This window comes from Chryseobacterium sp. HNCC26DJ238, from assembly GCF_057180465.1.
This window is the reverse complement of the sequence record NZ_JBXUGI010000017.1, coordinates 24,734-47,057: the sequence shown is the minus strand read 5'-3', so window position 1 is coordinate 47,057 and position 22,324 is coordinate 24,734. Positions and strand designations below refer to the sequence as shown.

The 22,324-nt window shown below is 37.4% G+C and carries 17 protein-coding genes and 1 pseudogene; 14 read left to right on the top strand and 4 right to left on the bottom strand.

The annotated features are described in order from the left end of the window. Window positions 1-174 precede the first annotated feature (174 nt). The 6 genes and pseudogenes from AC2A07_RS15800 to AC2A07_RS15775 all read left to right on the top strand — a co-directional run bounded on the left by AC2A07_RS15800 (window position 175) and on the right by AC2A07_RS15775 (window position 11,027). Window positions 175-1,650, top strand: coding sequence for a PhoX family protein (locus AC2A07_RS15800; RefSeq protein ID WP_484051231.1), 1,476 nt, complete (start codon window positions 175-177; stop codon window positions 1,648-1,650). 64 nt (window positions 1,651-1,714) lie between these two features. Next, window positions 1,715-3,526 (top strand): cytochrome-c peroxidase, encoded by a 1,812-nt coding sequence (locus tag AC2A07_RS15795; RefSeq protein WP_484051182.1) that lies wholly within the window; start codon window positions 1,715-1,717, stop codon window positions 3,524-3,526. Between the two features lie 251 nt (window positions 3,527-3,777). Continuing rightward, complete coding sequence (locus tag AC2A07_RS15790; RefSeq protein WP_484051181.1) at window positions 3,778-6,195, top strand: DUF5686 family protein; 2,418 nt, start codon at window positions 3,778-3,780, stop codon at window positions 6,193-6,195. A gap of 157 nt (window positions 6,196-6,352) precedes the next feature. Further along, entirely contained in the window at window positions 6,353-6,589 is a 237-nt protein-coding gene (locus AC2A07_RS15785; RefSeq protein WP_314497122.1) for a hypothetical protein, read from the top strand. Window positions 6,590-6,729: 140 nt separating this feature from the next. After that, complete coding sequence (locus AC2A07_RS15780; protein WP_484051180.1) at window positions 6,730-9,183, top strand: DUF5686 family protein; 2,454 nt, start codon at window positions 6,730-6,732, stop codon at window positions 9,181-9,183. 374 nt (window positions 9,184-9,557) lie between these two features. Then, window positions 9,558-11,027 (top strand): annotated as a pseudogene (locus AC2A07_RS15775) (M20/M25/M40 family metallo-hydrolase). 49 nt (window positions 11,028-11,076) lie between these two features. On the opposite strand, the gene AC2A07_RS15770 reads toward AC2A07_RS15775, so the two are convergent. After that, window positions 11,077-11,415, bottom strand: a complete 339-nt coding sequence (locus tag AC2A07_RS15770; protein ID WP_484051179.1) for a helix-turn-helix domain-containing protein — start codon at window positions 11,413-11,415, stop codon at window positions 11,077-11,079. 124 nt (window positions 11,416-11,539) lie between these two features. Here AC2A07_RS15770 and AC2A07_RS15765 point away from each other — a divergent pair, with 124 nt between their 5' ends. Together AC2A07_RS15765 and AC2A07_RS15760 are read left to right on the top strand one after the other, a co-directional pair. Continuing rightward, entirely contained in the window at window positions 11,540-11,740 is a 201-nt protein-coding gene (locus AC2A07_RS15765; RefSeq protein ID WP_484051178.1) for a bacteriocin-like protein, read from the top strand. 66 nt (window positions 11,741-11,806) lie between these two features. Next, window positions 11,807-12,637 carry a GLPGLI family protein gene (locus tag AC2A07_RS15760; protein ID WP_484051177.1) on the top strand — a complete coding sequence of 277 codons (831 nt, stop codon included), beginning with the start codon at window positions 11,807-11,809 and terminating at the stop codon, window positions 12,635-12,637. Here the strand turns inward: AC2A07_RS15760 and folP are convergent. Further along, entirely contained in the window at window positions 12,618-13,517 is a 900-nt protein-coding gene (gene folP / locus AC2A07_RS15755) for a dihydropteroate synthase (RefSeq protein ID WP_484051176.1), read from the bottom strand. The genes AC2A07_RS15760 and folP overlap by 20 nt on opposite strands. 227 nt (window positions 13,518-13,744) lie before the next feature. Between folP and AC2A07_RS15750 the strand changes: the two genes are divergently transcribed. Genes AC2A07_RS15750 through tpiA form a run of 5 tightly spaced genes read left to right on the top strand, consistent with a single transcriptional unit; the run spans window position 13,745 to window position 18,711 of the window. After that, window positions 13,745-14,311 carry a DUF1599 domain-containing protein gene (locus AC2A07_RS15750; protein ID WP_314497113.1) on the top strand — a complete coding sequence of 189 codons (567 nt, stop codon included), beginning with the start codon at window positions 13,745-13,747 and terminating at the stop codon, window positions 14,309-14,311. A gap of 1 nt (window position 14,312) precedes the next feature. After that, the gene (locus tag AC2A07_RS15745; RefSeq protein ID WP_484051175.1) at window positions 14,313-15,416 is read left to right on the top strand and encodes a BT_3928 family protein; all 1,104 of its coding nucleotides are present in this window, start codon (window positions 14,313-14,315) and stop codon (window positions 15,414-15,416) included. Window positions 15,417-15,443: 27 nt separating this feature from the next. Next, a complete protein-coding gene (locus tag AC2A07_RS15740) occupies window positions 15,444-15,794 on the top strand; it encodes a TerB family tellurite resistance protein (protein WP_314497109.1) in 351 nt (116 codons plus the stop codon). Window positions 15,795-15,810: 16 nt separating this feature from the next. Continuing rightward, on the top strand, window positions 15,811-17,940 hold the full coding sequence (locus AC2A07_RS15735; protein ID WP_484051174.1) for a S9 family peptidase: 2,130 nt from the start codon (window positions 15,811-15,813) through the stop codon (window positions 17,938-17,940). 12 nt (window positions 17,941-17,952) lie between these two features. Beyond that, complete coding sequence (tpiA, locus tag AC2A07_RS15730) at window positions 17,953-18,711, top strand: triose-phosphate isomerase (RefSeq protein ID WP_314497103.1); 759 nt, start codon at window positions 17,953-17,955, stop codon at window positions 18,709-18,711. An 82-nt stretch (window positions 18,712-18,793) separates the two neighbouring features. Here tpiA and clpP read toward each other — a convergent pair whose 3' ends face one another. Together clpP and dnaG are read right to left on the bottom strand one after the other, a co-directional pair. Next, window positions 18,794-19,480, bottom strand: a complete 687-nt coding sequence (gene clpP, locus AC2A07_RS15725; RefSeq protein ID WP_314497101.1) for an ATP-dependent Clp endopeptidase proteolytic subunit ClpP — start codon at window positions 19,478-19,480, stop codon at window positions 18,794-18,796. A 265-nt stretch (window positions 19,481-19,745) separates the two neighbouring features. Continuing rightward, entirely contained in the window at window positions 19,746-21,716 is a 1,971-nt protein-coding gene (gene dnaG / locus AC2A07_RS15720) for a DNA primase (RefSeq protein ID WP_484051173.1), read from the bottom strand. Window positions 21,717-21,816: 100 nt separating this feature from the next. Between dnaG and tsaE the strand changes: the two genes are divergently transcribed. Continuing rightward, a complete protein-coding gene (gene tsaE, locus AC2A07_RS15715; RefSeq protein ID WP_484051172.1) occupies window positions 21,817-22,224 on the top strand; it encodes a tRNA (adenosine(37)-N6)-threonylcarbamoyltransferase complex ATPase subunit type 1 TsaE in 408 nt (135 codons plus the stop codon). Window positions 22,225-22,324 lie beyond the last annotated feature (100 nt).

Below are 22,324 nucleotides of genomic sequence, written 5' to 3'. Positions count from 1 at the left end.
CAACAATGCCGGGTAACTCCGGCATTTTTTATTTGGATTGATTCTAATTATTGAAGTTCCCGTAACAATATGAACCTAATCCTATATTAAAGTTAATTTTTTGGTATTCACGACGTAAACTTAAGTTCATATAAGACTCATAGTTTTGTCACAACTTAAACTATAGAAAATATGATGAAAGTTTCTCAATCGATTGCTGCATTATTGTTCGCCGCAGCGGTATTTCAAAGTTGTAATGATGACAAAGACAACACCGAAAATACAGTCAATGAAAACATTAAATTTGAAAACCTTTCAAAAGAGCCTGCCTTTGCTTTCGGAATGTCCGGTTTTGAAGATCTGAAGATCACAACACTGATCTCAAGTTCTGACGTCCTTGCCGGATCACCTAATTTTGTTTTCGCAGGTCAGCCTGACGGAATGGGAATCATGAAAGACCCTGCTTCAGACGGATATTTAATGATTACGAATCACGAGATCACACAGTCGGTTTCCAGAGTATATCTGGACAAGACATTCAAACCTGTCAAAGGCGAATATATCTTAAACGGAATCGGAGGAATGACAAGATTGTGTTCGGCAACACTGGCAACTCCTCAGGAACATGGTTTCAGCGCATTTTTAACTGCCGGAGAATCGGGTGAAGAAAGTATGGTACACGCCATCAACCCAATGGCTGCTGCATCACAGGCATCAGACAAAACAAGGGTAAAACCAGCATTAGGAAAAGCTTCCATGGAAAATGCGGTACCGCTTCCTAAAGATATATCCAACGGAAAATCTTATATCTTAATCGGTGAAGATCAGTCCTACTCTACTTCTCATCAGTCGGCAGGCCAGCTGATCATGTACGTAGCCAACACCCAGGGAGATCTTGATAACGGTAAATTATACTCTCTAAAAAGAACAGACAACAATACAACGGAAACCAATATTTCAAAAGGTTCCCAGTATGATGTTGAATTCGTTGAAATCCCGAATGCAAAAAATCTTACGGGAGCTCAGATCAATCAGAAAAACCTTGATATTAATGCGATCCGCTTTTCAAGAGTTGAAGATGTAGATTACAGGAAAGGAGCAGGAAAAGGAAGAGAAATCTACTTTACGGCAACCGGAGAATCTTCTGACGGGGTGACTCCAAAACCGGGACTGACGATGTGGGGAAGAGTCTATAAACTGGTTCTTAATGAAAGCAATATGCTGACCGGGAAACTGGAAGTTGTTGCCGAAGGTGACTCAAATCCGGGGAATAACCTGATCAATCCAGACAACCTCTGTGTGACCGAAAATTTCGTTTACATTCAGGAAGACGGAGATTCTTATTATCCTGCCGCAGCACACGATTCTTATATCTGGCAGCTGAATATCAGCACAAAACAGTATAAGCCATGGTTAAATATGAAGCACAACAGAAATGACGCTGCTTGGCAGACTGCTTACAACCAATCCGGAAATTTACAGAAATTCGGATCATGGGAATACGGAGCGATGATCGATGTTTCAGACATCATTGGCGTTCCCAATACTTTTGCAGTAAATATTCACTCTCATACATGGCAGAAAGATGCTTTCAAAAATGCTGACGGAGCCGGTGTAAATACCAATAAAGAAGGTGGACAGATCATTCTTATCAGAAACGTTCAGAAGTAGTTTTTAACCTTTTAAATAACCAGGTATCAGTAGAATCTTCTCTACTGATGCCTTTTTATATTCCATGAAATTTATCCTAAAATATCCTCTCGCCCTTTTTCTCGCTGTAACCTTTATCTTCTTTGGAATTTTACAGTGCCAGACGGATCAGAAACCCATTGTCAATGATCTGGTGAATATTAAAAAAGAAATTTTTAAAGATAATGTTGAGTTTTCAGCACAGGTCAACGAATTGATGACCCTGGTTTCAAAAGATGCTGACAACGCAGTTCTTCAGGAAAAATTCAGGCAGCTCAGAATAACCTATAAAAAGATGGAGTGGGCAATTGAGTATTTTCTTCCCAATACGGCAAGGTTCATGAACGGTCCCGCACTTCCTGAAATTGAAATGGAAGAACACACCGTCATCGAACCGGAAGGGCTCCAGGTAATCGAAGAAATGATCTATCCTTACGAAAAGAAGAATAAAGACGAACTCATCAGGATCATGAAAAAGCTGACAGCCAAAAGCAGTGCAGTAAAAGCTAATTTCCTGGTGATCACCATCAGCAAAGACCAGGTGTTTGATGCCTTGCGGCAACATATTTTCAGAATTTCAAGCCTCGGAATCGCAGGTTTTGACACCCCGCTCAGCGGAACATCACTGATGGAGATCCCAGCTTCTTTAGAAAGCATACACCGTACGCTGAAACAACTTTCAACCGAAAAATCAAAGGGAAATTCACTGAAACAGATCATCAATGAGATCAGGGTTTCCATTAACCTGCTGACGAAAAATCCGGATAAAAATACATTTAATTATATTGATTTTATCCCCGGTCATTTAAACAAAATTTCTTCCCTTCTGCTTCAGTTTAAAAAAGAAGAAAACATTCCTGATATTGAGGTTACTTCAGCCTTACATAAAAATGCCTCTACCTTTTACTCTAAAAACGCATTTGATCCTAATGCCTTTGTTCCGGGAAAAGAATATGAAATGTCCCCTGAAAAAGTAAGCCTCGGAAAACAGCTCTTTAATGATAAAATATTATCAGAGAACAATTCCAGAAGCTGTGCCACCTGCCATATCGCAGAAAAAGCCTTCACCGACGGTTTAGAAAAATCAATGTCACTGGAGAATTCTGCCCTGAAGAGAAATACGCCCTCCCTCAGCTATTCTGCATTTCAGCACGGGCAGTTCTGGGATATGAGAAAAGATGATCTTGAAGGACAGAGTTCTGATGTGATCACCAACAAAGAGGAGATGCACGGAGATATGAATGCAATTATTGCAAAAATCAATCAGGATAAAAAATATCAGAAAAATTTCGAGAAAATTTACAGAACCCAAAAAACAGAAGTCTGGCAGCTGCAGAATGTTCTTGCAAGTTACATCCGCTCACTGGCGACTTTCAATTCAGATTTTGACCGATACATGCGTGGAAACCCTTCGGCAATGACCGAAAAACAGAAAAAAGGATTTAATCTTTTTGTAGGAAAAGCGCAGTGTGCGATCTGTCATTTTGTTCCGTTATTCAACGGCACCGTTCCGCCCAACTTTTCCAAGACCGAACAGGAAGTTTTGGGTGTTGCAGAAAATGCTTCAAACAAAAAAGCCGACACCGATCCCGGCAGAGGAAAATTTCATGAGACAGTGGAATTCCTGCAGAATTCATTTAAAACACCAACCCTGAGAAACATCAGCAAAACAGCTCCTTACATGCACAACGGCGGTTATAAGACCTTGAAAGAAGTCATGGACTTTTACAACAGAGGCGGCGGTAAAGGATCAGGATTAAAAATTGAAAATCAGACACTCTCAGATGCAAAACTGAATTTAACCCCACAGGAAATTGACCAAATCATTGATTTTATGAGTGCTTTAAACGATCAATAAATCTATTTTTACCGCAAAAGGCACAAAAGAAATACTTGATAAAAGTAATAACAAAGTTATAAAAAGCGAACTCCTTATTCTATCATTTTGCCTGCTTTTGAATAGCTCAAATCCTATTAAAATCTTTTGTTTCTTTTGCGGTTAAAAAACATCACTCATCATTTTCCGCAGTTAAAATCAATATGCAAAACTTCATCCCAAAAACTTTCTTACGCAAAGAAATATCAGTAATTTTGTGGTAGATTTTTTTCATGAAAAAGGGGCTTGTTTTTATATTTCTGTGGGTATTTGTTTTTGGTTTTTCACAATCAAAACTCACAGTAATTAATGAAGCAAATGGAACACCGATTGCCGATGCCACTGTTTCCTGCAACGACAAAATCCTTGGCAAAACAGATGATAACGGATTTTTAGAATTTAAAGCCAAATGTAAAAACATTCAGATCACTGCAGCCAGTTATTTTAAGGAAAGCGCATTGGTGGAAAATGAAATGACCGTTACGCTCATCAATACCTCATCAAAAACACAGTCCATTGAAACGGTGATCCTCGAAGATAAAAGTGATCCTCAGGCGCTTGAAATTCTCAGAAAGGCAGACCAGCATTTTAAAAGCAATTCACCCAAAAGTTTAGATTCCTATTCTTATAAATCTTATGATAAGATTTCCTTAGATATTGATCAGGACAGTATTTCAGCATACAATGAAGTGTTTAATGACAATTTTAACCTGTTCAGAAAACAGAAAACCAAGGATTCCCTCAACGATGTTTCGGCCCGAAGGATATTTTCAAAAAGCAAGCTGTTTCTCTGGGAAAGGGCTCAGGAATATTTATATTCAAAAAAATCCGGTGAAAAAGTCAACATTTTAGACAACCGTATTTCGGGACTGAAACAGCCGATCTACGAAATGATTGCCCTGCAGGGAAACAGGGATAAAGTTCCCAGTCAGATCAAACCGGAAAACCGTGGTCTGTACCGTTTTTACCTCACAGACACTCTTGAGGTGGACGGCAGAAAAAACTTTGTGATCCGTTTCCGTGAAGTGAGTTATAAGAAATCTGTTAAAAGAAGAAAATTCAGCGGTTATTTATATATTGATACAGATACTTACGGTATCAAAAAGATCGAGAGCATCAGCAAAGATAAAAATGACGGTAACATCACGAGCACCTGGACTTTTTTCAATAACAAATGGTTTCTGGCAGAAGAGCGTGTAAAGTTGAGAATGGGCAGAATGAGCATGAATAATGCTGCGCCAACAACAGAAGATACAGAAACCCATCAGAAAAAACATAAGAGAAGCTTCGGAACCTATGCATATCTGAGTTCGACCTATTTCGACTACGAATCACCGATCGAAGAGGATCCGAAAAAATTTAAGGGATACACTTTTACGGTAAAAAATGCAGACGGAAGGACGCTTGAGAAATACCGTACAGATCCTTTATCTGAAAGAGAAAAAAACACCTATTCTGTGATCGACAGTCTCGGAAAAAGATATAATGTTGACCGAAAAGCCAGAATCTTAACCGGGCTGATCAACGGGCAGGTGCGTGTCGGAAGTTTCGATTTTGATATCGGAGAAGTGATCAATTATAACCTTTATGAAGGTTTCAGACTGGGTCTGAAAGGAAAACTGAATGAAAACTTCAATCCTTATTTCTCACCGGATTATTATTTTGCATACGGACTGAGTGATGAAAAACTCAAATATGGAATCGGACTTGATATCAAAACAACGCTGGATAAAAATTCTTTTTTCAGAATTGAATATTATGATGATGTCAACTCCTCCGGCGAATTTTACCGCAGACTCTGGACCTTCAGAATGCGCATGATGAATTACGGGAACAACATCAACAATGATAAATATTACCGTTACGAAGGTGCTTCTGTATCGTATCTGAATGATGTCACCAATGGCCTCACACTCGCCTTTGCCGCCAGAAGGAATACGGAGGAAGCAAAATTTGATTACAATTTCAGAAACAGCGGTTCCACTTTCGAGAATTTCAATACCCTTGTAACCCTGAAGTATTCTCCCAATTCCACCAACATCATGACACCCCAGGGAAAATCAGTGATTGATCAGAAATATCCGGAACTCTACTTTAATTTTGAGCAGAGCTTCAAAGCATTGGGCGGTGATTTTAATTACACCCGTTTCGACGCGCTTTTTGTGCAGAATTTTAAAACCGGCTTAGGCACCACCGGACTCAGACTCTATGGTGGATTGGTTTTGGGTGAAGCTCCTATCTGGAAACATTTCACAATGAATGGTCTTGCATCGCCGAGTCGGGACATCAACTTCAACCTTACCTCATACCTGGGGTTTGCAACACTGGAAGGAGGGAAATTTTACAATGACAGATTTGTAGCCTACTATCTCACGCATAAGCTTCCATGGTATTTTAAAAGTATCGGGCAGAATGTATCGAGTTTTGATTTTGTTGTACGGGGAACCATTGGTGACATGAAACATCCTGAATACCATGATTTCAGATTCAGAAAATTAGACCACCTCTATCAGGAAGTGGGGCTGGAATGGAATAATTTCCTTTCATCGTATTTTAACCTGGGTGTTTTTTACAGAGTCGGATATTATACAACCTACAGTTTTAAACAGAATTTTGCATTTCAGTTTAAACTGAAACTTTTAGAATTTTAAGAGGAGTAAATAATTAATAATCCGATTTTTTATCATCGGTCTACATCAGACAGAGATTTTATGTTCTCTGTTGAGTAAAAGAAAATCGCCTTCTTTTCAGTCAGCGAATTTTACACATAATCTTGGTTGACGGACAGTCAGGATAAATAATATAAAAATGAAAAAAATAGAAATTAAAGCAGAGCAGTTTTTCGAGTTACTGAGATTAAAAGACACTTCAATGTGGGCGATTTTCTCCCAGATGATCGATGGTGAAGAAAAAGAAATGATTTTCTTAGACAAAGAAGATAAAATTCTTTTCAATTATATTTTACCGGAAAATCAGGAGAAACTGGAAGAAGACAGAATAAAATTTTCTAAAGAATTTGCAGAAAAACAGGCTCATCTTAACTGATGCATAATTTTATTAAGAACTTTTAACATCTGCGGCACTTTATTTGCCATAGCTGATTTGATTTACGTGATTTTCGATTCATGAAATGATGGAAAAGTAAATCATTACTAACCAATCAAATTAATTGTCAGAGATTCTTTATGAAAAAATTTTATATCCTGCTGCTGTCATTCGGATACATCAGCATTTTCTCACAGTCGAAAATCACCGTTAAAAGTTCCGGAGATCAGTTAGTGATCCCCAATGCATCCGTTTTCTGTAATGACAGAATTATAGGAAAAACCGATGCATCCGGCGTGCTGAACTTTAAAACGAAGTGTAAAAAAGTAGAGGTTTCGGCAAGAGGTTTTTTTGAGGATGATGTGGTAGTGGATAAAGTAATGGAAGTCTTTCTGAGCAAAGCAGATCCCAAAACAAAAAACATCCAGACCGTAATCCTTGAAGACAAAAGTGATCCCAGAGCTTTGGAAATTTTGAGAAAGATCAACGAAAATTACAAACAAAACTCTCCTTTGAGCCTGGACTCCTATTCATTTAAATCCTATGAAAAAATTTCTCTGGATTTTGATGAGGACAGCATCAATGCATACAACGCTTATATTGCCAACAGAATCGATTCTTTGAAGAAACTGCCTCAGCAGCCGATGAAAGTACAGGAAAGAAAAGATTCTCTGGAATCTGTTAATCTGATGAAACTGGTCGGCAAAAGCAAAATGTTTTTGTGGGAAAGAGCTTCGCAAAGTTTATATTCAAAAAAATATGGTGAAAAAACCAATATCCTTGATAACAAAATTGCAGGTCTTAAAGAACCGATCTATGAACTGATGGCATTCCGTTCCAACAGAAATGTAATCCCTAAAGAAATAAAAGAAGAAAACAGAAATCTTTACCGGTTTTTCCTTACCGATTCCATTGAAATCGACGGTAGACAGAATTATGTGATCCGTTTCCGACAGGTAGATTACAAAGAAGCGGTAAACCGGAGAAAATTCAACGGATATATTTATGTGGACAAAGACACCTATGCTTTGAAAAAAATTGAGAGCAACAGCAAGATTAAAAGCGAAGGAAGCATCACGAGTATCTGGAAGCCTATTGAGAACAAATGGTTTTTAGTAAAGGAAAATTATAAGATAAAATTTGGTTCAACCACTTTTGACACTGATGACAAATCAGATAAAAAGAAAACCAAAGAAGAAAAAGAAGCCGATAAAAACAACATAAAGAAATTTGGAAGCTACGGTTTTGCAACGGCAGATTATTTTGATTTCAAAACTCCGATTGAAGAAAACCCCAAAGACTTTAAAGGATATACGATAGATGTTAAAAATTCAGACGGAAATCTTATTGATCAGTACAGGACTGAAAATCTGACGGCCCGTGAAGCGACAACCTATACAAAAATTGACAGTCTGAGCAGCAAATACAAACTGGATCAGAAAGCAAAAGCCCTGACAGGTTTACTGAAAGGAAAAATAAGAGTAGGCATTGTTGATTTTGATCTGGCAAGACTGATCGGCTATAACAAATATGAACATTTCCGTTTTGGGGCAGGAGCAAAACTGAACGAAAAATTTAATAAATATATTTCTCCGGATGCCTATTTTGCCTATGGAATTTATGATAAAGATTTTAAATTCGGTGCGGGGGTTGACATCCGTACGACACTTGAAAAAAATTCATTCTTCCGTGTTGAGTATTTTGATGATGTCATGGCTGCGGGCCGTTTTTCAGAAAACTTATGGAATTTCAGAATGAAAATTATGAATTCCGGAGTGGCCCTGAACAACGGAGTTTTCTTTGGTCACCAGGGATTCAAAGTGAGTTATGAAAATGATATCACGAATGGACTGACCATCAATGTTGCTGCTAAAAGAACTCAGGAAGAGTCAAAATTTGCGTACAGCTATAAAGGTCTCGGAAGCCAGTTTGATATTGCTTCTTCTACCATCACTTTAAAGTACTCTCCCAACTCAAAAAATATCATGACCCCTACCGGGAAATACACTTATGAGCAGAACCTTCCCGAGCTGTATCTGAATTACGAGCAGGGATTCAAAACATTAGACGGAGATTTTAATTTCAGCAGGTTCGATGCACTTTTCGTTCATAATTTTAAAACTAAATTAGGAGTTACCGGCATCAGAGCATACGGTGGTATCATCACGGGTGAAGCGCCAATCTGGAAAAATTTCACAATGAACGGTTTAGGAAACGGACATGGCGGATTAAATTTTAATCTCACCTCATACCTTGGTTTTGCAACAATGGAAGGAGGAAAATACTACAATGACAAATTTGTGGGTGCCTATCTTACCCACAGACTTCCATGGTATTTTAAGAGTTTCGGTAAAAATGTATCCAGCTTTGACTTTATCTACAGGGGAACCATCGGTGATATGAAGAATCCGGAATTCCACCAGTTTGAATTTGAAAAATTAGATCACCTGTATAATGAACTGGGTCTGGAATGGAATAATTTCCTTTCCTCTCAGTTTAACTTAGGCTTTTTCTACAGGGTCGGACATTACAACACACCGAAATTCAAAGATAATTTCGCCATTCAGTTTAAGTTGAAATTATTAGGATTTTAGATCATCAATATCAGTTATACACCCGGGACAAGATTTTGTTCCGGGTTTTTTATTGTTTCCGGAGATTTGCAGGGATATGATTTTTGGGTGATTCATAATAAAAATAAATTCGTTACAGAACATCGGAATGATTACTGATTTCAGTATACTTTCCATCATTTATCATGGTGAATCTCAATAAATCTGCATGATCTTTATAATTAAAACTAAATATTCTTAATAGTTTAAAATTGTATAAATCCTGAAATCAAAATATAGTTTTCAAAAATTAATATATTTGATAGAGAAAACAGGAACAGCTTACAATCAGCATCAAAAGCTTTAAAAAATAAAAAAACAGTTTTAGAAATTAATATATTTAAAATACCTGAAAAATGAAGAAACAGCCCTTACTGTCTTTCATAGGATTATTGGTTTTCATCCTCGGAAATGCACAAAATTATAAAAAACCCCTTACCGCAGCCATCAGGGAAACTGATCTTCGAAAAGATATGTAAGAGTTAGCAGCAGATCAGTTTTGGGGTCGTGAAGCAGGAACTTTAGATGAGTTAAAAGTATCCATGTGGCTGGCTGACAAAGCAAAAGAAGCAGGAATGAAGCCTGCAGGAGACCATGGAACTTTTTTTCAGTTTTTCGATATGTACAGACATCAAGTCAGTCCGCAAACCATTCTTAAGATCGGGGACCGCCAGCTTCAGTTATGGAAAGATTTCCTGGTTGCCGAACCGGTAAATGCCAGCATCGATTCTGACATTATTTATGCGGGGAACACAGAACCTGAAAATCTTTCGCAGCTAAATATAAAAGGAAAAGTACTCGCGGTAAATGCATCTGATAAAAATATAGATAAGGACATGACGCTTTTCGTACGAAGATATCCCGGATTTGTAAGAACAAAATATTACAGTAAAGCCTTTGAACTCGGCGCAAAAGGCATCATCTTCATCACTGATGACATTTCGGAAAAAAGCTGGGTAGAAGTTCTTCCGCAGATGACCAGAGGCAGTTACGGAGTGGAAGGTCTCAGAGAAAAGATCACAGGTAACATTCCTGTCTTGTGGATCAGAAAAGAAAATGCAGACTGGGTAAAAAACAATCCTCACCTCTCACTTAACCTCCTGACTGATACTTACAGATACCCTTCTGTCAATGTTATCGGTAAAATAGATGGAACCGATCCTGAATTAAAAAACGAATATGTACTCCTCAGCGGCCATCAGGATCATGACAGGATCAGACATCCCGTAAAAAACGACACGATTTACAACGGAGCTGATGATAATGCAAGCACGTGTGTAGCTATGCTGGCAATGGCAAGAGCTTATAAAAAACAGCCTTCAAAAAGAAGTATCCTGTTCGTATTCCATGGTGCCGAAGAACGAGGACTGCTGGGATCGAGATGGCACGCAGCCCATCCTGTTGTTCCTAAAGAAAAGATCATTGCCGTTCTGAACGGAGACATGATCGGGAGAAATGATAATAATGAAGCAGCTTTATTAGGAGGGAATGCTCCGCACAAAAACTCAGAGGAACTGGTAAAGATGGCTGAAGACGCCAACAGTGAAAGTACAAAATTCAAATATCTGAAAGACTGGGATTCTCCGAACCATGCAGAATACTTCTATTTCAGAAGCGATCATCTTCCTTATGCTAAAGCAGGTATTCCGGCTATATTTTTCACAAGCGTTCTGCATGATCAGTACCACACACCGCAGGATGAATCTGAAAATATCAATTATAAAAAACTCCACAAAATGACGGAATGGATGTACAGAACATCCTGGAAAGCGGCCAATGAAACTGAGCGCCCGAAGGTAATTCCTAATTTTACTTTGGAGAGATGACCGAAATAGTAATATAGCAATTTCGTTGAATGCTGTAAATCAGTTTAAATTATTTTTTTAATATTTTAATGAGCTCTTCAATCTGCTGACTTAGTTTTTCTGCAATTTTTTTATCCGAAAGATTAATGATAATACGTTGCTGAGCTATATTTTCATCAGTATCAATGAATTTATCAAATTTATTTTTTGGTTTTTCACTAAACAAATCATTCAGGTCAACATTAAAAATATTTGCTAACTTAGGAATATAACTTGATTTTATCTCTGTCGTTCCATTCTCCCAATTAATATAGGTAAGTCTATCAACATTGAGTATATCTGCAATTTCTTGCTGAGAATATTTGGTTTTACTTCGTAATTTTTTAAGATTTGCACCTATTTTCATCATTTTTGTTTTGTACAATTTATAAAATTTGTTTTAGAATATAGAAAATTCTACAAAATTTGTTGAATTTTCTATACATTGTTTTAAATGACATTTTTCTAATTTTAAAAAATTAATTAAAATATGAATGATGATGAAAAACCTTAAAAAACTAAGCAGAAATGATTTGAAAACAGTAATTGGTAGAGCTGTTGCAGCAACATGTTGGGTACATGTAGAGAAACAGAAAGGATTGGAAGTTAATTATGGTGACACAGGAGGGGGAAGTTGCCCAACACCCCCTAGTGGATATTCCTGTAAATACTTTCACGCATCTGGAAGCTGTTAAAAAAAGACTGTTTTTAATTTTATTAAAAACAGTCTTTTTGCTGATTTTTTAAATTAAATTTCTATCATGAAAAAGACAGTACTGATTTTTCTCCTGATTTTAAGCAGTTTTGTAAAATCTCAAAATTACAGGTTCTTCTATCATTTGGATTTTGTAAAGGATACTCTTGCTCAAGATCACGAGAAAAGGAATATGGTCGCATGGGTTAACAATGATAATTTTATTTTTTGTTCTGATGAATTATTAAAGACAGATTCAGCCTACTCGTATGATAAAAAGAAGATTTATTTATCTCCGGATGAAATTGAATTTATGATTATGAGAAATCAAACCGTTACTTATCAATATCACTTTATAAACACTCAATTATACAGAATAGCCGAGAAATTTCAGCCTCTGAACTGGGAGATAAAAAATAAAATTAAAAACATAGGCGGCCTGACCTGTCAATTGGCCACTGTTGACCATGCAGGGAGAAACTGGGAGGCATGGTTTTCGAAAAGCCATACAACAACATTCGGCCCTTATGTGTTTCATGGTTTACCCGGAATCATCGTTGAATTATATGATACAAAAAGACATTATACTTTTTCTTTACAAAAAATCAAAAATGAAGACAGAAAAATATCCGAATCAATTTTTGGAGGATCGAATTCTGATTTTCAAAAGCCTGTAACCGTTACACAAAATCAGCTTCAAAAAATTTATTTAGCGTACTACAGTGATCCTTACAGAATACTTAAAGAGAAAGGCATCATTGAAATGTATGACGAAAAAACAGGAACTGCCGAACCTCCTCCCGATTTCAATATCCTTTCAAAACAAAAACAGAAATATATCCGAAAAACGAACAATCCTATTGAACTCGATAAGGCGGTTAAATATCCAAGTAAGTAATCTGATAATTTTTTAAAAATTCATCAACCGTTTTCTTAGCTTCGGCAACATCATGCACCCGCAAAATTTTAGCACCCTGCTTCAAAACTTTCATATGAAGTTTTTGGGTTTCTTCGTTGATATCCAAAGCAGATTTACCCAAAGGTTTATAAATAAAAGATTTTCTTGAAATTCCGATCAGAACAGGAAAGCTCCCAAAACCGAAGAATTCTGTTTCATCGGTCATCTTCATCTGATCTTCGACGGTCTTCCCAAATCCAAATCCAGGATCCAGGATAATATCTTTGATTCCCTTTTTCAGTAACTCATCGGTTTTCCGGGAAAAATACTGATTGACGGAGAGAACTATATCTGCAAAAGAAGTTTTATCATGCATCGTTTCGTATGACGGGTTGACATGCATTACAATATACGGAAGTCCGGATTTTGATACCGAATCAAGCATCTCAGGATCAAACTGCCCTCCCGATATATCATTCACCAGATCAATCCCTTCATTAAACCCGAAACTGACCGTCTGAGCATAAAAGGTATCAAGAGAAACCAGCGCTTCAGGAAATTCTTTTTTGATCAGTGATATGATTCCCCCAATTCTCCTGATTTCTTCATCACTGCTTAGAAACGCTGCATTCGGACGTGTTGACTGCGGTCCGATATCGATAATTGAAGCACCGTCTTTTAATAATTTTTCAGTCTGACGGAGCGCATCTGTTTCGTTATTGAATTTTCCGCCATCCGAAAAAGAATCGGGTGTCAGGTTCAGAATTCCCATCAATCGGGGTAAAGTCAAATCTACCAGTTTCCCGTTGCAGTTGACTAAGTGAAATTTTTGAGGCGCAGGAACAGTGGAGTGCGGAAGAATTACATTATTTTTAAACATCCCGATGTGTCGAATTTATTATTGCAAAATTAAACTAAAACTTTAAAAATTTTTCACCGGAATTAACTTTTAGACATAAATAATACAAAACTGCTCAACACTTACCCTAAATAGTACAGTCCTCAACACTCCCACACTCAGATACCCTACCCTCGAATTCAAAAACTCTCTGCCTTTTTCCTCTCAGCTAAAACCTAATTCGTATATTTGAACTATTAAGAGAATGTATGCTAAAAACTTCAATACAGTACGGGAAAATCATCAGTGAGTGCCGTGATCTTTTCAGTAAAAAATTACAGGATTATGGTGCTGCATGGAGGGTTTTGAGACCAAGTTCAATTACCGATCAGATTTACATCAAGGTCAACAGAATCCGTACCCTGCAGATGACTGACGTTCAGATGGTAGATGAAAGTGAAGAGGGTGAATTCATCGCTGTAGTCAACTACTCAATTATCGGACTGATCCAGTTGGAAAAAGGTTTTTCAAATGACTTTAATGAAGACAGGGATGAAATCCTTCGACTCTATGATCAATATGCACAGGAAGCCAAAGCATTGATGGAAAGAAAAAACCATGATTACGGTGAAGCATGGAGGGATATGAGAATTTCATCAATAACAGATCTGATTTATCAAAAAGTTTTAAGAACAAAACAAATCGAGGATAATCAGGGAATGACCATCGTTTCGGAAGGTCTGGATGCCAATTATTTTGACATGCTGAATTATGCCGTTTTTTGTCTGATCAAATTCTCGGAAAAAGAAAACAATGTAGAACATCAAATTATTTAATATGATCAAAGGTTTATTACGCTTCGTTATCGCTGTCATTTTCATCCTTTCAGGATTTGTTAAAGCAGTGGATCTGGTCGGTTTCTCATTTAAAATGGAAGAATATTTTGCACCTTCCGTCTTCAATATGCCCTTTCTGGAGAAGTTTGCCTTACTGTTTTCAGTGATTGTCGTCGTCCTCGAACTTTGGCTTGGTTTTATGCTCCTCATTCGTTTTAAATTGAAATTCACCCTTTCTGCACTTATTGCACTCTGCGTTTTCTTTGGATTTCTGACCTTCTATTCTGCTTATTTCAATGTGGTGACAGACTGCGGATGTTTCGGAGATGCTATTAAATTTACGCCATGGGAAAGTTTTGTAAAAGATATTGTGTTATTGATCGGACTTTTAATTCTTTTTGCTTTATACCGTAAAGAATTCAGCAAAAAAAATGATTACACGAGTAAACCTAAAAACAACAAATTTTTAGCAACCGCATTCGGGCTGTTCTCAGTCATCATGATTTTCATTATGGCTCAGGGAATAATAAACGAACCGGTTATCGATTTCCGGGACTATAAAATCGGAACAGATATGAAAGCTGAAAAAGTAAAAATCAGCCAGAACCCTTCCGAATACAAAACTTTTTACACGCTGAAAAATTCAAAAACAGGAGAAGTTTTAAAAATAAACCAGGATGACTATATCAATCAGACAAAATACTGGGAAGAAGGTTCACCCTGGAAAATCGAAGAAGGTAAAAATGAATCTAAACTTATCAAAGAAGGGTATAAATCTGAAATTGTGAAATTTAAAATTGAAGATCCGACAGGAATTAACCTTACTGATGAGATCATCAATGCTCCAAAAGCGATTTTAGTTTTTTCTTACCACCCGCAGGAAGTTTCTCATGATCTCCTTCAGAAAGTAGAAGCTAAAGTAAATACTGATAAAACTGCAGTTGTTTATGGAGTCTCAACAATTCCGACGACTTTCAAAACCATAAAAAATGCAATGATGGACGGCACTGCCATCAAAACTATCGCTAGAAGCAATCCTTTTGTACTTACCTTACAGAACGGAAAGATTATCGATAAACAACCCGCTAAAAATTACGTTGATTAGTCAACTTCAAACTTTAAATCTATTCAAATGCAGAAATCAAATAAATCAATTGCCGGATACCACCTTTTAATGATTCTTTCTTCTGTAGACGGAGAATTTGCTCCAGCAGAAGGAATGCTCGTTCAGCAGTATCTGGCTGACGAATTTCCTTTTAAAATCAATCTCGATAACGAATTGGAAAGCATCGCACTGCTTCAGCCCGAAGAATGGAAAGATCATTTCGAGTTTCACGGACGCTGTTTTTTGGAAGACTCAACAGAAAAAGAACGTAAGAATTTTATTCAGTTTGCAAAAACACTCATCAAAGCTGATGATGTCGTTAGTGACGAGGAACATACTTTCTATATTCTTTTGAAAAATCTTTGGAATCTGGCTTAAACTAAAAAAGAAAGTCATGAAAAAAATTTATACAGGATTATTGGCCATGAGTATATCAGCAACCTTCCAGTCTCAGAAATTCCCTGATTTGAAAGCGCCTGTAGCAGAAAAACAGGAACACATAAGAAATATCCATTCGGATCAGGTAAACGATCCCTACTACTGGATGATCGACTATTTCAAGAAAGCAAAGGATTCAACAAAAGTCGTTGATTATCTGAAAGCAGAAAACTCTTACTGGGAAGGTATGATGAAAGATACAGAACCTTTCAGAGATCAGCTTTTTAAGGAGATGAAAGCCAGAATCAGGGAGAAAGATGAATCTGTACCGGTTTTTAAGAATGGATATTATTACTACAGCCGTACCGAAACCGGAAAGCAGTATTTCAAATACTGCAGAAAAAAAGCAAATCTCAATGCTCCTGAAGAAATCCTGCTTGATGTCGATCAGATGGCAGAAGGCCACGCCTACTATTCTGCATCAGGTTTCAGCATCAGCCCTGATAATACAAAAATGATCTATGGAGTTGATGACGTATCAAGAAGACAGTATACATTATTTATAAAAGATCTTACCACAGGAAAGACCACTGACCTGGGTATTAAAAATACCACAGGTTCCGCAACCTGGGCAAATGATAACAAAACCGTTTTTTATACCTCAAAAAACCCTGAAACCCTATTAACTGAGAAAATTTTCAGACATTCATTATGGACAGATGCAGCTAAAGATGTTTTGGTATACGAGGAAAAGGATAAAACCAATTACATCGGCGTCGGAAAATCAAAGAATGAAAAATTCATCATGATCTATTCCGGAGCAACAACATCTTCAGAAACAAGGTATCTGGATGCCAACAAGCCAAGCGAATCGTTCAAAGTTTTCCAGCCAAGAATGAAGGATGTCCTGTATGAGGTAACTCCTCTGGAAGACCGTTTTTTAGTTACCACCAATAAAGATGCACTAAACTTTAAAGTGGTAGAAACTCCTTTGGACAAGACCGGAGTAGAAAACTGGAAAGATTTTGTGCCGCACCGGAAGGAGGTACTGATGGAAGGAATCAGTGAGTTTAAAAATTACCTTGTTTTTAATGAGAGACAAAACGGACTTTCACAACTGGTCATCTATGACCAGAAAACGGGTAAAAAAGAATTTCTGAAATTCGACGAACCGGCTTATACCGTTTATCCTTCAGGAAACCCTGAGTACAATACGGATAACTTCCGTTTTGGCTATACTTCGATGGTTACTCCGGCTTCTCAGTTTGAACAGGACCTGAAAACAGGAAAAAGAATTTTACTGAAAGAACAGGAAGTTTTGGGCGGATACAATAAAGCCGATTATACAACTGAAAGGCTTTTTGCAACGGCTAAAGACGGAACAAAAATTCCGATTTCCATTGTTTATAAGAAAGGATATAAAAAAGACGGCAGCAGTCCGCTTCTGCTCTACGCTTACGGATCTTACGGAAACTCGATGGATGCTACATTCAGCAGTACCAGGCTGAGCCTTTTGGACAGAGGTTTTGCTTTTGCCATTGCGCATATCCGCGGAGGCCAGGAAATGGGAAGACAATGGTATGAAGACGGTAAGATGATGAAAAAGAAAAATACGTTTACGGATTTCATCGATGCCGGAGAATACCTGGTAAAGGAAAAATATACTTCGCCGAAACATCTGTATGCTCAGGGAGGAAGTGCCGGAGGTTTACTGATGGGGGCTGTAGTCAATATGAAACCCGATTTATGGAATGGCATCATTTCTCAGGTTCCTTTTGTAGATGTTGTCAATACAATGCTTGATGAAAGCATTCCGTTGACCACGAATGAATATGACGAATGGGGAAATCCCAATAATAAAGAGGCTTATTTTTATATGAAATCTTACTCTCCGTACGAAAATATTGAAAAGAAAAACTATCCGAATATTTTGGTTACGACAGGTTTACACGATTCTCAGGTACAGTATTTTGAACCTGCAAAATGGGTTGCAAAACTGAGAGATTTAAAAACGGATAAAAATATAGTATTACTAAAAACAGATATGGCTTATGGTCATGGTGGTGCATCAGGAAGATTTGATTACCTGAAAGACACTGCTTTGGTGTATGCTTTTATGTTTAAACTGGAAGGAATTAATAAATAATTTAAATAAACTATGAGAAGAAAAATAGTTGCAGGAAACTGGAAAATGAACAAAAATGTAATTGAAGCACAGCAATTGATGATTCAGTTATTAAGTTATAAAAACGACAATACAACCAACTGTGAAGTTTGGATCGCTCCTCCGTCTCTTTATCTGATGATGGCAAAAGACATTTTCGAAAAAGACGAAATCGGAGTTTTTTCCCAGGATATGAGTGAATTTGAAAGCGGTGCCTACACTGGTGAACTTTCTGCAGACATGCTGGAATCCATCGATGTGAACGGTTCTCTGATCGGTCACTCTGAAAGAAGACAGTACCATGGCGAAAATGATGAAAGCTGTAACAAAAAAGTAAAATTAGCGTTGGATAAAGGCCTTATACCTGTTTACTGTAACGGTGAGACCCTTGAACAGAGAAAAGCAGGACAACATTTAGACGTTGTAAAAAATCAGACAGAAACTGCTCTTTTTACCCTTACTGCTGAAGAAATCAAGAAAGTGGTGATCGCTTATGAACCTGTGTGGGCAATCGGAACCGGTGAAACGGCAAGTCCTGAGCAGGCACAGGAGATTCACGCACATATCAGAAACAGTATTGCTGAAAAATATGGTCAGGAAGTTGCTGACGAAATTTCTATCCTTTACGGCGGATCAGTAAAACCTGACAATGCAAAAGAAATTTTTTCTCAACCTGATATCGACGGTGGACTGATTGGCGGAGCAGCTTTGAAACTGGAAGATTTTTCTAAAATTATTGAAGGTTTTAATTAATCAAACAGGCTTAATCGCATTTCTACTGAATAAAAAAACACGTCAATCGACGTGTTTTTTCTTTTTGAATATTTCCGAAAAATTATTTTTCCTTTTTTGATCTCTGTAAAACTTCATCGACCATTCCAAAATCTTTGGCTTCAGTAGACGTCATCCAGTAATCTCTGTCGGATGCTTTTTCTACCCATTCGTATGTTTGACCTGAATGCTCAGAAATGATGTCGTACAATTCTTTTTTCAGTTTCAACATCTCTCTCAGGTTGATTTCCATATCAGAAGCTACCCCTTGAGCACCTCCTGAAGGCTGGTGGATCATCACTCTTGAGTGTTTCAGCGCAGAACGCTTTCCTTTTTCACCGGCCACCAGCAATACAGCCCCCATCGAAGCGGCAATACCTGTACAGATCGTTGCCACATCCGGCTTGATGATCTGCATCGTGTCATAAATTCCTAAACCTGCATAAACGCTTCCACCGGGAGAGTTGATATAGATCTGAATATCTTTTGCAGAATCAGAACTTTCCAGGAACAATAACTGAGCAGTTACGATATTGGCTACCTGATCGTCAATTCCGGTTCCTAAAAAGATAATTCTGTCCATCATCAGACGGGAGAATACATCCATTTGAGCAACATTCAACCTTCTTTCCTCCATAATATAAGGAGTAAGGTTTGTAGGACCATACATTCCCATATACTGATCGGTCGCCAGACCGCTGTTTCCTAAATGCTTTACAGAGAAATCTCTGAATTCTTTTTTAATGTCCATATTTCTATTGGTCTTATTTTTAAATTTATTAAGATGTAATTTACAATTTTTATTCCTAAATTTTTATAGGACTTTTTGGCACAAAAGAAGTTTATCTACTTAAAGTTTTAATGCCTGAATCTGTCAACCAACTGTGCAGTATTCCATTTTAGATTACAAAATAATGTAAGTACTTTGCAATCATACCTTTGCTCCATATGCAGGCAATAGTCTTTCACGTTGATTTCTCAGATTTTTTCCATTGTAGTTTTTGCAGGCAAAATAATTATCTTTTCACATAAATTCCTTTGATCGGAGAATATCCTAAAATCTCTGACAGCTGCATAGACGCCTGCTTAAGCAAGGTTATTTTTTTGATGGATTCATAATATTTAGATTCATCCTGCTGATCTGTTTCAAGGCTTTTCGTTGTTTCTCTGATCAGGTAATCAATGTATCTGAATTTATGAATCAGAATATCACCTTCGACCTGAGTATTGATTTTATCACCATAATTCGGAGGGAAAATATTTCTGGATGCCCAGTTTTCGAGATCATTTAAGGGCATAATGGCATCAACGACTTTCGAGGTAATTCCCTCATCCATAAATGTGACAAAAAAGTTTCCCTTCCGAAGTTCTTCATTGGCAATCCCTTCTTTAATACTGTCAATAATTATTTTATTCAGTTCAACCTGAAATTCGTAGTTTTCTTCTTCAAAATGGTGGAGAATCTCTTCGATGACCGTAATGTCGTATTTTTCGTTGGTTTCGTTTTCCCTGTGCAGGACAACATCACCGAAATTCAGCATCAGATTGACTAAATTATTTTCCTGGTTCAGGAGATCAAATATAATCGGATCTACCTGCTCTACAGTATCAGGAACTTTTTCAAGTTTTGGCTGGACATCTTCTTTCAGCTGAGCCCTTGGTGCCTGATTCTGCGTAATCTGCTTCTGAATATCCAGTTCATTAAAAAGACTCTGCTCCGAAAGTCCGAATTTATTGGATACTTCTTTCAGATAGACCTCCCTTTTCAAGGCATTCTGTACAAATCCGACAGATTTAACAATATTCCTGATCGCTTCTGCTTTTTTGATAGGATCATTCCCTGCTTCCTTCAATAAAATTTCAGCTTTGAAATCGATGAAATCCATCGCTTCATTTTCTATGAATTTTTCTACATAATCCTGCGGATGTTTTCTGGCAAAAGAATCCGGGTCATCCCCTTCAGGAAAGAGTAAAACACGAATGTTCATCCCTTCCGTCAACAGCATATCAATACTCCGGAAACTTGCTTTAATACCCGCATTATCACCATCAAAAAGGATGGTTACATTTTCTGTCAGTCTTTTGATCAGCTTGATCTGCTCGGTCGTCAGTGAGGTTCCTGAACTTGCCACCACATTTTCGATTCCTGAAAGATGGAGCGAAATCACATCCATATACCCTTCTACGAGCAGGCAGATATTTTTTCTGGAGATCGCCTGTTTACTCTGGTTTAAACCGTACAGGACATTTGATTTATGATAAATCTCTGTTTCCGGCGAATTGAGATACTTGGCTGTTTTGATATTACTTTTAAGGATTCTGGCTCCAAAACCCAAAACCCTGCCTGAAAAACTGTGAATCGGAAACATCACCCGTTCACGGAAACGGTCAATACCTGCCGGTGAATTTTCAGGAAAAATAGACAGTCCTGATTTTTCCAGAATTTCTTTGGAATAGCCTTTATTCAAAGCAAATTCTGTAAATGAATTTTTCTTTTCGGGAGAATATCCTAACTGAAATTTCTTAATAATATCATCCTTCAGCTCACGCTCCCTGAAGTAAGACAGCCCTATTGACCTGCCCTCTTCGTTTTCCCATAAAATATTCTGGAAATAATCATTGGCTATTTCATGAATCTTATACAGGATATCGCGTTCTGACTGTGCAATTTTTGCTTCCTCCGAAAACTCCCGCTGGTCTTCTTCAATTTCGATTCCGTATTTTTTAGCAGCGTGACGAAGTGCTTCAGGATAGGTGAAATTTTCAATCTCCATTAAGAAAGAAATCGCCGTCCCCCCTTTTCCAGTTGAGAAATCTTTCCATATCTGCTTACTTGGTGACACGACAAAACTTGGTGACTTTTCATCATGAAACGGACTCAAACCTTTAAAGTTGGATCCCGCTCTTTTCAACTGCACATATTCACCCACAATCTCCTCTACCCGGATTGTTGAAAATATTTTATCGATCGTCTGCTTGGAAATCATCTTGCAAAAGTAATGAAAATTGAAGTTTCATGATTCAATTCTACCGGTTTGTTATTCGATTTACTTTGTAATATTAGTATTTTTGCATCAAATAATATTCATGCAATTTAATATAAAACAGATACAGGACTGGCAAAACGTTGTAGAAGAAATTCTTCCGCAACTAAAGCATTCCATTTTACTTTTAAAAGGAAATTTGGGTGCCGGAAAAACTACATTTACACAGGTTTTACTTAAAAATCTAGACAGTCATGACGAGGTAAGCTCACCCACCTACTCTATTGTCAATGAGTACAGTACGCCAAAAGGAAAAGTCTATCATTTTGATTTGTACCGTCTGAAAAATATTGAGGATGTATTTGACATTGGCATCGAAGAATATCTGGACAATGCTTTCCTGTGCATCATAGAATGGCCTGAAGTTTATGAAGAAGAATTGTACGGATTAAAATACCATACCATGAGTATACACAATAACGGTGAAAGCAGAGAAATCAGTTTTGAGTAAAATTTAGCTGTGGCAAATAATAATGTATATCAAATGTATAGAGCCGAATGTAATGCCGATAACAATAAGCTAATTGCCAGCAACTACTTATTATGTATCT

Bases quoted from the DNA above. Each gene is read 5' to 3' on its own strand.
- AC2A07_RS15750 (WP_314497113.1), top strand. From the start codon at position 13,745: ATGCTAAAAACTTCAATACAGTACGGGAAAATCATCAGTGAGTGCCGT.
- AC2A07_RS15735 (WP_484051174.1), top strand. From the start codon at position 15,811: ATGAAAAAAATTTATACAGGATTATTGGCCATGAGTATATCAGCAACC.
- clpP (WP_314497101.1), bottom strand. From the start codon at position 19,480: ATGGACATTAAAAAAGAATTCAGAGATTTCTCTGTAAAGCATTTAGGA.
- AC2A07_RS15745 (WP_484051175.1), top strand. From the start codon at position 14,313: ATGATCAAAGGTTTATTACGCTTCGTTATCGCTGTCATTTTCATCCTT.
- AC2A07_RS15795 (WP_484051182.1), top strand. From the start codon at position 1,715: ATGAAATTTATCCTAAAATATCCTCTCGCCCTTTTTCTCGCTGTAACC.
- folP (WP_484051176.1), bottom strand. From the start codon at position 13,517: ATGTTTAAAAATAATGTAATTCTTCCGCACTCCACTGTTCCTGCGCCT.
- AC2A07_RS15770 (WP_484051179.1), bottom strand. From the start codon at position 11,415: ATGATGAAAATAGGTGCAAATCTTAAAAAATTACGAAGTAAAACCAAA.
- AC2A07_RS15760 (WP_484051177.1), top strand. From the start codon at position 11,807: ATGAAAAAGACAGTACTGATTTTTCTCCTGATTTTAAGCAGTTTTGTA.
- AC2A07_RS15765 (WP_484051178.1), top strand. From the start codon at position 11,540: ATGATGATGAAAAACCTTAAAAAACTAAGCAGAAATGATTTGAAAACA.
- AC2A07_RS15740 (WP_314497109.1), top strand. From the start codon at position 15,444: ATGCAGAAATCAAATAAATCAATTGCCGGATACCACCTTTTAATGATT.
- AC2A07_RS15785 (WP_314497122.1), top strand. From the start codon at position 6,353: ATGAAAAAAATAGAAATTAAAGCAGAGCAGTTTTTCGAGTTACTGAGA.
- AC2A07_RS15790 (WP_484051181.1), top strand. From the start codon at position 3,778: ATGAAAAAGGGGCTTGTTTTTATATTTCTGTGGGTATTTGTTTTTGGT.
- tsaE (WP_484051172.1), top strand. From the start codon at position 21,817: ATGCAATTTAATATAAAACAGATACAGGACTGGCAAAACGTTGTAGAA.
- AC2A07_RS15800 (WP_484051231.1), top strand. From the start codon at position 175: ATGAAAGTTTCTCAATCGATTGCTGCATTATTGTTCGCCGCAGCGGTA.
- tpiA (WP_314497103.1), top strand. From the start codon at position 17,953: ATGAGAAGAAAAATAGTTGCAGGAAACTGGAAAATGAACAAAAATGTA.
- dnaG (WP_484051173.1), bottom strand. From the start codon at position 21,716: ATGATTTCCAAGCAGACGATCGATAAAATATTTTCAACAATCCGGGTA.
- AC2A07_RS15780 (WP_484051180.1), top strand. From the start codon at position 6,730: ATGAAAAAATTTTATATCCTGCTGCTGTCATTCGGATACATCAGCATT.